The sequence below is a fragment of the Macrococcus sp. PK genome, assembly GCF_022501545.1.
GTDB lineage: Bacteria > Bacillota > Bacilli > Staphylococcales > Staphylococcaceae > Macrococcoides > Macrococcoides epidermidis.
Genome location: NZ_JAEPRF010000018.1, coordinates 54,366 through 67,567 on the forward strand (window position 1 = coordinate 54,366; position 13,202 = coordinate 67,567).

Annotated in this window: 11 protein-coding genes; all 11 read left to right on the forward strand. The window is 32.1% G+C overall.

Features of this window, described 5'->3' with window-relative positions; all coding sequences use genetic code 11:
- Positions 1–30: 30 nt before the first annotated feature.
- The 11 genes from ahpC (at position 31) to JJJ02_RS12080 (ending at position 13,186) form a co-directional block, all read left to right on the forward strand.
- On the forward strand, positions 31–600 hold the full coding sequence (ahpC, locus tag JJJ02_RS12030) for an alkyl hydroperoxide reductase subunit C (protein WP_239242122.1): 570 nt from the start codon (positions 31–33) through the stop codon (positions 598–600).
- A 109-nt stretch (positions 601–709) separates the two neighbouring features.
- Positions 710–2,233, forward strand: a complete 1,524-nt coding sequence (gene ahpF, locus JJJ02_RS12035) for an alkyl hydroperoxide reductase subunit F (RefSeq protein ID WP_240838996.1) — start codon at positions 710–712, stop codon at positions 2,231–2,233.
- Positions 2,234–2,330: 97 nt separating this feature from the next.
- A complete protein-coding gene (gene modA / locus JJJ02_RS12040) occupies positions 2,331–3,107 on the forward strand; it encodes a molybdate ABC transporter substrate-binding protein (protein WP_240838998.1) in 777 nt (258 codons plus the stop codon).
- A 114-nt stretch (positions 3,108–3,221) separates the two neighbouring features.
- Complete coding sequence (locus JJJ02_RS12045; RefSeq protein ID WP_240839000.1) at positions 3,222–3,818, forward strand: YdeI/OmpD-associated family protein; 597 nt, start codon at positions 3,222–3,224, stop codon at positions 3,816–3,818.
- Between the two features lie 174 nt (positions 3,819–3,992).
- Complete coding sequence (locus tag JJJ02_RS12050) at positions 3,993–5,222, forward strand: carboxylate--amine ligase (RefSeq protein ID WP_240839002.1); 1,230 nt, start codon at positions 3,993–3,995, stop codon at positions 5,220–5,222.
- A 180-nt stretch (positions 5,223–5,402) separates the two neighbouring features.
- The gene (locus JJJ02_RS13475) at positions 5,403–7,286 is read left to right on the forward strand and encodes an FUSC family protein (RefSeq protein WP_240839004.1); all 1,884 of its coding nucleotides are present in this window, start codon (positions 5,403–5,405) and stop codon (positions 7,284–7,286) included.
- Between the two features lie 116 nt (positions 7,287–7,402).
- Entirely contained in the window at positions 7,403–8,713 is a 1,311-nt protein-coding gene (locus JJJ02_RS12060) for an MFS transporter (RefSeq protein ID WP_240839013.1), read from the forward strand.
- 189 nt (positions 8,714–8,902) lie between these two features.
- Positions 8,903–10,384, forward strand: coding sequence for a DUF6583 family protein (locus JJJ02_RS12065; protein WP_240839015.1), 1,482 nt, complete (start codon positions 8,903–8,905; stop codon positions 10,382–10,384).
- 80 nt (positions 10,385–10,464) lie between these two features.
- Positions 10,465–11,592, forward strand: a complete 1,128-nt coding sequence (locus JJJ02_RS12070) for an ABC transporter permease (RefSeq protein ID WP_240839017.1) — start codon at positions 10,465–10,467, stop codon at positions 11,590–11,592.
- A complete protein-coding gene (locus JJJ02_RS12075; RefSeq protein WP_240839019.1) occupies positions 11,589–12,518 on the forward strand; it encodes an ABC transporter permease in 930 nt (309 codons plus the stop codon). The genes JJJ02_RS12070 and JJJ02_RS12075 overlap by 4 nt, the downstream gene beginning before the upstream one ends.
- Positions 12,515–13,186 (forward strand): ABC transporter ATP-binding protein, encoded by a 672-nt coding sequence (locus tag JJJ02_RS12080; RefSeq protein ID WP_240839022.1) that lies wholly within the window; start codon positions 12,515–12,517, stop codon positions 13,184–13,186. The genes JJJ02_RS12075 and JJJ02_RS12080 overlap by 4 nt, the downstream gene beginning before the upstream one ends.
- The last annotated feature ends 16 nt before the right edge of the window (positions 13,187–13,202 follow it).

A 13,202-nucleotide genomic window follows, 5' to 3' on the forward strand; every position in this document is an offset into this window, starting at 1 on the left:
ACTTATTTAAATTCTCAGGAGGAATTACACATGTCATTAATTAACAAAGAAATCTTACCATTTACTGCGAATGCTTATGATCCAAAATCAGATGCGTTTGTTGAAGTATCAAATGAATCAATGAAAGGTAGCTGGAATATCGTATGCTTCTACCCAGCAGATTTCACTTTCGTTTGTCCAACTGAATTAGAAGATTTACAAGATCAATATGAAACGTTACAAGGTTTAGGAGTTAACGTATATTCTGTATCATGTGATACGCACTTTACACATAAAGCATGGCATGATCATTCAGAAGCTATCAGCAAAATTCAATATACAATGATTGGTGATCCATCTCACGTTATTGCTAACAACTTTGATGTGTTAGATGAAGAAGCAGGCCTTGCACAACGTGCGACATTCTTAATCGATCCAGATGGTGTTGTTCAAACAATGGAAATCAACAATGATGGAATTGGTCGTGATGCTTCAGTATTAGTAGACAAAGTTAAAGCTGCTCAATATGTAGCTAGCCATGATGGTGAAGTTTGTCCTGCAAAATGGAAAGAAAGCGGAGAAACTTTAACACCTGGTTTAGACTTAGTTGGTAAAATCTAATTTAATCAACAATAAATAAATATTAAAAGACTGCCACAACGCAAATTTTTGCGTTGTGGTATCTATTGTAATAAAATATAGAAATTTATCCTTTAAAGGAGGAAATGTAATGTTAAACGATACATTAAAGCAACAATTAGCTCAATATTTAGAGTTAATGGAGGGCGACGTTGTAATTACAGCGAGTGCTGGAGATGATAAAACAAGTAAAGATATGATGGACTTACTCACTCAAATCAAAGAGATGTCTTCACGTATCACTTTAAAAGAAGCACCTTTGAAACGTACACCCAGCTTCACATTAGCACGTCCTGGTGAAGAAGCACGTATTACATTTGCCGGTGTACCACTTGGACACGAATTCACTTCTCTAGTCTTAGCTTTATTACAAGTAAGTGGTCGTGCACCTAAAGCAGATCAATCTGTTATTGATCAAATTAAAAAGTTAGAAGGACCTTTTAACTTTGAGACATTCATTAGCTTAACTTGTACGAAATGTCCAGATGTTGTACAAGCTTTAAATATGATGGCGGTATTAAATCCAAATATTACACATACAATGATTGATGGTGCAGCATTTAGAGAAGAATCTAAAGATATTATGGCTGTTCCTACAATGTTCTTAGATGGTGAAGAATTTAGTAGCGGTAAAGCGACTGTTGAAGAGATTATCGGTAAACTTGGTGGTGGAGCAGATGCTTCTGAATTTGATGCAAAAGAAACATTTGATGTATTAGTAATCGGTGGCGGACCCGCGAGTGGTAGTGCAGCAATTTATGCAGCACGTAAAGGTTTACGTACAGGTATTGTGGCTGAACGTATCGGTGGTCAAGTTAATGATACTGCTGGTATTGAAAACTTTATTACAGTAAAAGAAACGACTGGACCAGAATTCTCGCAAAACTTAAAAGAACATATTAACAGTTATGATATCGATGTAATGAATGCTGTTCGTGTTGAAAAGTTAGAAAAAATTGATGAGTTAGTACATGTTACTTTAGAGAATGGCGGTAAACTAACATCTAAAACATTAATTATCGGAACAGGTGCAAAATGGCGTAACATGAACGTGCCAGGAGAAGCTGAATATCAAACAAAAGGTGTGGCATATTGTCCGCACTGTGATGGTCCATTATTTGAAGGTAAGCGCGTTGCAGTTGTAGGCGGCGGTAACTCAGGTGTTGAAGCAGCAATTGATTTAGCAGGTATTGTTAAACATGTTACATTACTAGAGTTTGGTGAAGAATTACGTGCAGATAAAGTACTACAAGATCGTTTAGCATCATTAAATAATGCTGAGATTATTAAATCAGCTGCAACAAAAGAATTAACTGGAGATGCTACGTTAAAAGCGTTGACGTACGTTGATCGCAATACAAATGAAGAACATACGCTTGATCTGGAAGGCGTATTTGTTCAAATCGGTTTAGTACCGAGCACTGAATTTGTTGGAGACTTAGTTGCTAGAAATAACCGCGGTGAAATTATCGTTGATAAAAATGGTGCTACAAATGTACCAGGTATTTTTGCGGCAGGGGACTGTACAGATCAGACATATAAACAAATCATTATTTCTATGGGTTCTGGTGCAACAGCAGCATTAAGTGCGTTTGATTATTTAATCAGAAATTAATTAAATGACGGATTTAAGTTAAAAGACATATTACGTTATGACGTAGTATGTCTTTTTTATATGGTAAAATATACATAATAATTCTAGGAGGCAAATAATGAAGAAAACATTTTTAATATTTATTGTCTGTATATTACTTAGTGGCTGTGTAAATCAAGAGAAAGAACAAGGAAGGTCACAGGAAAAAGTAATACTTACTGTCTCAGCGGCAGCAAGTTTAAAAAATGCATTAAATGATATCGAAAAATCTTATGAAGCCGAACACAAGCATGTTGATATTAAATTTAATTATGGTGCGTCTGGTGCATTAGCGCAACAGATAATGTCCGGTGCTCCGGTTGACATATTCTTTTCAGCTGCACAGGATAAAGTTGATGATTTAGTAAAAAATAAAGCTGTAGATAAAGAGGATACAAAGTCTTTACTGAAAAATCATCTCGTGCTTATAACAGAAGAGAAACTAACATCTCTTGATGATTTACAACAAGAAAAGATAAAAAAAATTGCACTTGGCAATCCGGAATTAGTACCTGCAGGCGAATATGGTAAACAAACCTTAGAAAACAAAAAACTATATCAAAAAGTCAAATCAAAATTAGTATTAACGAAGGACGTACGTCAAGTATTGACCTATGTAGAAACCAATAATACTGAAGCAGGTATCGTATACACATCAGACCTCAAATCAACAAATAAAATAAAGCATACACTCAAAATTCAAGATGATTTACATGAGCCGATAACATATCCAATTGCTAAAATAAAAGACACTAAACATAAGAAAGAAACTGAGGAACTTTATCAGTATTTACAGAATAATCAAAGTAAAAAAGTGTATCAAAAATATGGTTTTGATATTAATGAAAAGGAGTAGCGATGCTGCTTCTTTTTTAAAACAAAGAACAATTAAATAATGAAAATTCATTAAATTTAATTCCCCTATATAAATAGATATTGTTTATAATAAAGAAGTATTGGAGGAGAACGTATGACGGAATTATCAACAGAACAAAAACTTGAAAAACTTTTTAATAAAACTTCACAATGGCACGTTGCTTATCAATTGTTAAGATCGATTATAAGAGAATTTGATCTTGAAGAAGATTATAAATGGATGCATCCTTGTTATACAATGAAAGATAAAAATGTGTTACTGATACATGGCTTTAAATCATATGTTGCTATATTATTTCATAAAGGAGTAATGCTTGAAGATAAATACAATCTTTTAATTCAACAAACGGAACATGTTCAAGTTGATCGTCAACTACGCTTTTCGTCAGTAGAAGAGATTGAAGAAAAAGCAGATATGATACGTTTTTATATTAAAGAAGCAATTCGAGTTGAGAAAACAGGGATAAAACCTCCTAAAAAAGAACATGGACCATTAGAAATTCCTATCGAATTAGAAGAAGCATTTAAAGAGAACGAACGTTTAAGAGAAGCGTTTTATAAATTAACACCTGGTCGCCAACGTGCGTACGTCATTGAAATTAATAAAGCGAAACGCAGTGAGACGAAAAGGAATCGTATAGAAAAGTATGCTGAGAAAATTTATCAGGGAAAAGGGTTATTAGAACGATAACAAATAATAATGTCATGTGCTTTAAAAATATAATGTTATAATATGTTAAAGAAAATATTTGTATTTTAACAATACTTGGTGAATGTATACTTGCATTCATTACCATACAAAAATATAATGAATTAAGCAACTTGGAAAGTCTGGAACAAAACTACTATATAAAGGATAATGAACATGGCTAAATTTAACTTTATCCCAATAATTTTGGGTGCAAACATACATGCGTATGCTGCAGCAGCAAGTTTTCATAAAGATTATAAGAAAAAGTCAGTTATCGTGGCAGCTGACTATTTATCGTTCACAAAATTCTCTAGTCTTATTAGCGATTACTATATCGATAAAATGATTTATGATGACAAAGTTTTCATCGAAACATTTGAGCGCATTGCAAAGAAATATCGTAAGAAAAATCGTAAACTATTGCTTGTCGCAACGACAGATGAATATGTTAAGATGCTAATTAAACATGAAGCAAAATTGAGAGAAGATTTTACCTTTAATTTTCCGACACAAGATTTATTTAACCAATTATATTATAAGAAACATTTCTATGAGACGGTTGCTTCATACGGTATTGATATTCCTACGACATACCACTTTAATTTAGCTACCATCGAAACATTTAATGAACCTATTAGATTCCCAGCAATTATTAAAGTTGATGATGGCACAGCTTACTTTAATTTAAAGTTTAAAGGGAAACAGAAAATTTATGTCCTTGATGATTACGATGGAATTAATGAGACGATTGAATTACTTCATAATAATGGCTATCGTGAGGATATTATTATTCAGGAATTTATTGAAGGAAGCGATCAGGACTTGTGGGATATCGTTTATTACGGTGATTCAAATGGAAAAGCGCAAGTGATTACATTAGCACAAGTATTGTTACAAGAACCTGCAATGACAGCTATCGGTAATTATACAGCACTCATTTCAAGATATGATAAAGATTTGATGGATAAAGTGATTAAGATGATGGAAGGTATGCATTATACCGGATTTGCTAACTTTGATTTAAAATATGATCATCGAGATGGTAAATACAAGTTTTTCGAGGTTAATTTACGTGCCGGCCGTTCAAGTTCTTACGTCAAAGAAACAGGGTATTCAATTGCGAGATGTTATGTAGAAGATTTAATTTTAAATCAATCCCATCCAGTGAAATATTTAGATACAACACATTTATTTACGGTAGTACCTAAAGATATTATATTAAAATACGTAAAACAAAAATCATTACGTAAAGAAATTAAACAACTTATTCACAAACATCAATATTATAATCCATTATTTTATGCAAAAGATCGTTCTGTAAAGCGTAAAGCTTATCTGATGATGAGAAATGCCAAGTATCATCTGAAGTATAAAAATAGTGAGTGGTATAAAGAACAGAAATAATCACTTTATAGTGGTTATTTTTTTATTTGTCTTTTATTTTTTTATCTTATTATCTGTTTATATTATACCTATATCTTTATACCTTTATATGAACTCAAATGATTGTTATAAACATTATAAAAAAATATTCCATGTTAAAATGTTATCGTATAAAAATAAAACTAAGTCAGGTGAGCATAAGTGTATCATTATTACAAATCATTAATATATGTTGATATCGATAAGATTAATGTTTCGAAAGGCGTCATTCAATTTATATTGATGTTAATACCTATGATATATGGTTATTTCATTGATAATTTACCATTAGGATTGTTGATATCACTTGGAACATTATCTAATATCTATGTATTTGGCGGAACTTTACAATCTAAATTAAAAACAGTAACGATTGCCACTTTAACATTAGCTTTTGCAATGGCTCTCGGTACGATTACGGCTGGTAATATGGTTTTATTCGGTTTTTTATTATTTGGATTTACAGTAATACCGTATTACGTATGTAATGCGCTCGAAATTAAAGGTCCTAGTTCTACTTTCTTTTTAGTGGCATATGGACTATCGTCAATTATGCCACATGCACCAGAATTATTTTTAAATCGAGCGGTGCTGGTTGTAATAGGTGGTCTAATTACAATTGTAGTTATTTCAATACATAGTAAGTTATTTGATAGAAATTATGAACGTGAAATTGTAATTAGTGATTATCTTATGCTGCAAAAGTTATTAAAAGCATTCTATGATAACGTTGCTTTTAATGAAGCACATAAGACAGCAGTGCGCTCCTTAATGGCTTCAAACGATGCGCTTTATGCAGCGCGTCCTGCTTTCAGTAAAGATGGTGGAGAATATGAACGTACTTTATTATTACATCACTTGGCTGAGGGGATTTATTCAGAAATATTAGATTTACATTTAAAGAATATTCGTCCTATCCCAGGTATTTTAATAGAAATGATGAATTATATCGTTGATATGGTAACAGACGATAAGACGACCAAACCAAGTTGGAATAAAGCAGTTAAACTTTCAGAAGAATTTAGAAATTTGGAAAACAATTTGTATAAAGTAGAAGAAATTCTTTTTGCACCGGTCGAACAGATTAACTATAAAAGTGAGAATAGTCGCCCATATTTCATGCGTAGATTATTATCAAATATCACACCAGAATCAAGTGTATTCATGATGACAATAAAATATGCTGTGATAATGGGTTTAGCCATATTCATAGCATTATTATTTCATATCGATCGCCCGTACTGGGTGGCTTTGACTGTACATTCAATACTAATCGGTAATACAACTGTCACAAGTCTGCAACGCGCTGGTGCCAGATTTATCGGCACACTCTTAGGGATCATAGTGGCAGCTATAATTATCAGTATAAATCCTGATTTACTTATTGTAGCGATTATTATTGCTATAGCTGGAGGTATCAATGAAGTTTTTGTTGGATCAAACTATGCACTCGCAATGATTTCAATTACAACACAAGTGTTGCTTATGTCAGGTATCGCAGCTGGGCATATTTCATATTCTTTTGCATATTTAAGGATAATAGATGTTGTTATAGGGGTCATCATTGCAGTTCTTGGTGTGCTAACTCTTGGTAGAACAACTGCAAGTGAGAAGCTTCCGAAGTTCATTGCAGATTTAATTCACGTAGAGGCAGCAACTTTCCATTATCTTTTTTCACAGAATCATTATGCAATACGAGATCGTTATCAAGATATGTTTAAACTTTATTTAAATGTCGCGAATGTCAGAATGACTTATACAAATGCATATGGTGAAATTTCTAATAATAAACAACAGGTGCTACATTATTATCCAGCCATTCACTTATTAGAACAAATTAATTTTTCTTTACAGCGTGTTATCAAAGATGACGCTCAGTTTGTAATAGATAATGAAATGATGGGACAATATTTACTTGCTTTTGAAAATTGCGCGAAATACTTTGAACGAGGTACTAACCATTCACTTATTGATTTAAAGCCACTAGAGAGGTATCATCAAATTCATTATGCATTAATGGATTTACAGGATTTTAAAGTTAAATGAAGGGTTTAATATATTGCTTCACTTCTTTTTCTTTACAATAATGAAACAGAAAATTTATGGTATTTGCATAAAACAATCGCTAAACTATGAGTATTACATATCATAAGGAGCAACTAATGAAGAAAGATCTTAAACTATTATTGTCGTTACCTATTTTTAGCTGGGCACTCTATGATTTCAGTAATACAATTTTTAGTGCAAATATCGTGACATTGTTTTTTCCGCAATTTGTAACAGAACAGTTTGGCGTTGATCCTGTAACTGAGCAGGTATCATCAACCTGGATTGCTTATTCAGCAAGTGTAGCAGCATTGCTTCTCATTGTATTAAGTCCGATTTACGGAGTATATATTGATAGAACGCAAAAGAAGAAACAATGGGTTATCATCTTCACTGTAGTAGTGTTTATTTGTACTTTTCTGATGGGCTATATTTATGAAGCGGATATTAAACAACAGATGTTAGGCATTCCAGTTTCATTTTTGCTGATTATTATCTTATTTACGATTGCGAAATTTATGTATAATTCGAGTCTTGTATTTTACGATGCAATGATGAGTAGTTTAGCACCAAAAGAAGATCACTCAGTATTATCTGGGTTTGGAGTAGCGTTAGGCTATATGGGAACATTATTTGGTGTGCTTACGATAATGGCTTTTGTAGGTACTGAAGATGCTGGAAAGACGTTTATTCCAACCGCTATTTTATTTTTAGTATTTAGCATACCTATTTTTATCTTTGGTAAAGATGGCAATAAAAAGACGATGAAACAACATGTATCTCAATCAAGCTTAACATCAGGCTATAAAGAAGTCTTAGAAACTTATAAGCTTGCTAAGAACGAACCGGCAATATATGTATTCTTAATTGTTTATTTCTTCTTAAATGATGCTTTGGCGACTGCCATAAGTATGATGCAACCGTATGCCACTACTGTAGTAGGGTTTACTTCAAGTGAATTTATTAAAATATTTATGATAGCAACGATTTTCAGTGTAATAGGTGCCTTTGTATTTGGATACATTGCTAAAAGAATAGGTTCTTTAAAAGCGTTGCATTATGTCGCGCTAGTATTAATGATTGCGCTTATTATTGCAAGTATTCCTTTACCTAAGTCGGCATTTTATATTTGTGCGATTCTTTTCGGAATTGCAATGGGTTCTATCTGGGTTATCTCTAGAACGCTTATCATAGAACTCTCACCGGAAGCTCACGAAGGACAATTCTTTGGTTTATTCTCAATGAGTGGTAAATTATCTGCAGTTTTTGGACCTTTTGTTTATGGAACGATTACTCTACTATTAAAAGATTATGGACCGTTAGCAAGTCGTATTGCTATTTTATCTTTATTTGTGATGGCTCTTGGTGCTTATCTATTACATTTCAAAGTAATTCGATTAAGTAATGCAGGTAACGAAAGAATGTAGTATGAAATTTAATCTTTAACTGTAATATGTTTATTCAAAGTGGTTTTTACATAATTTCATTACTAAGTAAACTAATTTTCGTAAATAATATTATTTATGGTTAATTTTGTGAAAAGTATTCCGTAATGATTTCTATTTTGATATGATGAAATTGAGCGAGATATTAAATACAAAAGTGGAGGATATGGTATGAAAAAGTCAAAAGGGTTGATCTTAGGAATCATAGCAGCACTTGTATTATTAGTCGGTGGCGGGGGAGCAGCGGCGTATTACTTTTTAACGAACACACCGAAAAATGCGTATCTTTTAAGTGAAAAAGAATCAATGGAGTCGTTGCAAGATTATTTCAATGAGCGTTTTGAAAATGAAACAAAATTCCAAGAGAAAATGCAGGATGATAATTATGCAGTAAATATGAAGTTAGGTGCAGATATTCCGGAAGCATTTGTATCACAAATGGGTATTTCAAAATCAGTAATTGATTCATCAAATATCGTATTTGATGTAGCACATAATAGTAAAGATAAATTATCAAATTTAAGCATCACACCTACGATTGCTGATAATAAACTTGGTGAGTTTGCGTGGCAGGCAGATAACAAAAATCAATACCTTTCTGCCCCAGTGTTAAATGATGTCTTAAGCATTCCGAATGATAAAATTAAAGATACTTTTGAAAAATTAACTGGAGATCCAACTTCAGTTGAAGGTATGACAAATGATTCATTAAACTTGAATAACCTTTTAGGCGGCGCACAACTTTCTCAGGAAGATATGAATAAAATTATTGAGCGTTACAGTAAAACATTCGCTGATAATGTCAAAGACGATCAATTTAAAAAAGATAAAGAAAAAGTGAAAATCTTTGATGAAGAGAAGAATTTAGAGAAATTAACGATGACGTTACAACCAAAAGATACAAAGAAAATCATCGTTGCAATGTTAGAACAAGCAAAAGATGATAAAGAATTAAAAGATTTATTTACAAAACAAGCACAAGGTGTAGACTACGATAAAGAGTTAGATAAAGCACTAAAAGAAGTGAAAGATCAAAAAGAATCTGAGTTTCCAAAAGTAATCTCAACAATCTTTGTTGATGGTAAACAAATTATGAAACGCAATTTGGTGATGACAAGTAATGAAGAAGAAGTTAAATTAGATGCTTTAACAAAAGTTGATGACAATTTAAAACTAGAGGTCAAAGGTTCTGCTAAAGATGCTCCAGATGCATTCGTGTTAACAGGGGATTCAACTAAAAAAGATGAAAATTATAAAGATGATTACAAAATTGTCATTAATCAAGATGGTGCAAGAGAAATATCATTTGTAAATGATTCTAAAACAGATGGTGATAAACGTACTGACAAAGGAACAATCGATTTATCTCAATTAGTTGGACAAGATTTAAAATTAAATTATACAAATGATTTAGTAACAGATATCGGGAACAATGAACAAAAGCAAAAAGCAGAATTTACTGTAAATGTTCAAAATGAACCGGTTAAATTGATGCTTGATGCTGTGACAAAATTAAAGCAAGATGTGAAAGTGAAATCTGACGGTGCTAAAGACTTAAGCACAATGTCTGATAGTGACCTTCAACAATTGCAGGATGATATCAGTGAGAACTTTAATAAAATTTTTGAAGACGTTTCTAAAGATTTAAATTAATAAAGTTAATGGTTATTGATTAAAAATAAGGGGTGATAAATGTGAAACTACAACTGTTCAGCATTTATCACTCTTTTCTTATGAAAAAGTGGTATTTACTGGTCTATATATTAGTATTGTTTTTTGTATTGTTTGCGACACTCATAGGATTATCTGTGATGAAAAGTCAGGAAGACGATAAGTTTTCGATTGGATTAGTAGATGAAGATGAATCTAGAGAAACGAAGTTGATATTAGATGCAATTGGCGATGGAAAGAGTATGGGTAACGATATTGAATTAAAGCAGTTTGAAGCGACTAAGGCCAATAATGAATTAAAGCATCATCATCTAGATGGTTATTTCGTGTTCGATCAAGGAATGACTGAGGCATTTTACAAGCAAGGCGCATTACCGATTTCTGTTTACACATACGATAAAACATCGCTTGAGAGTATTATCATCTATCAGTTAACGGATTCCGTATATAGTCGTTTGATGCTTTCTATCGGTGGCGCTGGAGCGTATAAAGCATTATATCCTGAGTCAAGTGATGATGCGATGTTAATGATGATGACGGATATGCTTTTTACGGGTCTGAATCGTAATGGTGCCTTTGATGAGCAGTCGGTTAAACTTTATGATAACTATCAGTATTATACTATTTCAGTTTATTTTATCAGTGTTTATGTATTGTTTTTATCACTGTTTAATATTTTGAAGATGAATCAGGCGCATGCTTTGAAAGAACGTCTATCAATGTTTCACTTTTCATATGAAAAACTAACATTGACACGCGGGTTAATAAGTTTATGGTATACACTTTTATTTTCTGCAGTAGTATTGTATGTTTTATTAAAATACTTAGATGTATCTTTTGAAAGTTATAACCTAATACCGCTTTTAATTATTTTATTCTTATATCTCATAATGATATTTGTGGTGATGATGCTTATTGAACTCGTTAATAATGAATCGTTTCAATTGATTCTTAAAGTAATGATAACGGGTCTTATCATTTTATTTTCCGGAGCAACAATCCCTTCGATATATTTTAAGGATGTATTAGGCGGTATATTGTATCATCAACCGTTTAGTCATATTTTTAATAAAGTACTGGAATTGATATTGAATAACTATTTTATAAAGACTCCTATTCTGTTCTATTGGATATGTATTATATTGATAAGTCTATTGATGTTACAACTGATATGGAGGTATAGACGATGAAATCTATCTTATACCTCGTAGTGCAAAAACAATGGAAATCATATTTATTATTGTCATTGCTGATTGCTGGTATACTACTCACTTGTTTTATAGTGCAACAAAAAATGAATGCAGTGTTTAAAATGCCGATAGCTGTGCAGGACTTAGATCATTCTCAATCATCAGAGGCGTTGATTGCCATGCTTAAAAGCAATCATGATATGACTGTTAAAATAATTGGTGATGAAGAAAGTTTTATAGAAGATCATGTGAAAACTAAAGAAGCGGTGTTAAGTTTATCAATTCCTGAAGGTTTTAATGAAGCATTAAAGCAACAATCTTTAAGAGATACGATTATACTTTATTATCGTGATGATTTTATTGGGGCTATTGCCCAGGAAATAGTAAGTAAAACATTATTTGAAGCTCAGATTCCTTATATCGTGAAATATCATATTGATAAAGAGAAGCAAGTAAATATTGAAGAAGTTAAGAAGATGTATTATCAGAAAACACCGGAAAGTCGTATGAAACAAATTGTAGTTTCAAAATCACAAGATGAATCAATTTCTTTAAGTACAATATTCGCGCTTATTTTATTTGTATCATCTATACAAGTGATACTTCATTATCATTTAAAGCAGGACGCAGCACTTGAACGCATGTATATGTTTGACAAGACAAAGTATTATTTACATATAACGTATATCATGGTTCACGTTTTCATAATCATGTTATCAATTATCTTTGCAGCATTGTTCATGAATCAAATGATGAGTATAAAGTTTTATTTTGTATGCTTGTTATTCACACTTATTTATGAATTCGTATTAAGTTTATTACTCTTTAAAGTCAATACAACAAGTCATCGTCTATTTATGACGACTACTTTCACATTGATGATTGTGACCGTCTATATGCTGTTATCGATAGGAGGAAGTATATGATAGAAGTTAAAAACTTAACTAAGCGATATGGGAAAAAAGAAATTTTTAATCAGTTGAACACAACTTTTGAAGATAGGGCTGTAACAATCCTGTTAGGTGAGAATGGCGCTGGGAAATCAACATTGTTACGAATGATTGCAAAGCTGGAAACGCAAGATGCAGGAGAAATTATTTATTTTGGTGAGGACCTAAGTCATAAATCTTTAAAGAATGGTTTAGGCTACATACCTCAGGACATCGCTTTATTTGAACATTTATCAGTGCGTGATAATATAAAGTTCTTTAAAGGTTTGTATTCTTCTCCTATCGATGATAATCTATTAAATACTTATAAAGATGCTTTAAATATTCGCGAAGATAAGGCGAAAGTTCAATCACTATCTGGAGGGACGAAACGTAAAGTGAACATGTTAATCGGCTTACTTGGAAATCCAGATATAATTATTTTGGATGAACCTACTGTTGGTATTGATTTGAAATCGAGATATGACATTCATCGACTGATTAATCAGCTGAAACAAAGTAAACTCATTATTTTAACGACGCATCACTTAGATGAAGTTGAGGCGATTGGAGATCATATAAAATTAATTGGCAAAGATCCATTTTATAAACAGGTACTGACTGATAAAGACTGGACATTTGAAGATATGCTACAATTAAAATAAATGATTATGGAGGTAG

Coding starts and splice junctions, on each gene's coding strand:
- JJJ02_RS12065 (WP_240839015.1), top strand. CDS start 8,903: ATGAAAAAGTCAAAAGGGTTGATCTTAGGAATCATAGCAGCACTTGTA.
- JJJ02_RS12075 (WP_240839019.1), top strand. CDS start 11,589: ATGAAATCTATCTTATACCTCGTAGTGCAAAAACAATGGAAATCATAT.
- JJJ02_RS12070 (WP_240839017.1), top strand. CDS start 10,465: ATGAAAAAGTGGTATTTACTGGTCTATATATTAGTATTGTTTTTTGTA.
- JJJ02_RS12050 (WP_240839002.1), top strand. CDS start 3,993: ATGGCTAAATTTAACTTTATCCCAATAATTTTGGGTGCAAACATACAT.
- ahpF (WP_240838996.1), top strand. CDS start 710: ATGTTAAACGATACATTAAAGCAACAATTAGCTCAATATTTAGAGTTA.
- JJJ02_RS12080 (WP_240839022.1), top strand. CDS start 12,515: ATGATAGAAGTTAAAAACTTAACTAAGCGATATGGGAAAAAAGAAATT.
- ahpC (WP_239242122.1), top strand. CDS start 31: ATGTCATTAATTAACAAAGAAATCTTACCATTTACTGCGAATGCTTAT.
- modA (WP_240838998.1), top strand. CDS start 2,331: ATGAAGAAAACATTTTTAATATTTATTGTCTGTATATTACTTAGTGGC.
- JJJ02_RS12045 (WP_240839000.1), top strand. CDS start 3,222: ATGACGGAATTATCAACAGAACAAAAACTTGAAAAACTTTTTAATAAA.
- JJJ02_RS12060 (WP_240839013.1), top strand. CDS start 7,403: ATGAAGAAAGATCTTAAACTATTATTGTCGTTACCTATTTTTAGCTGG.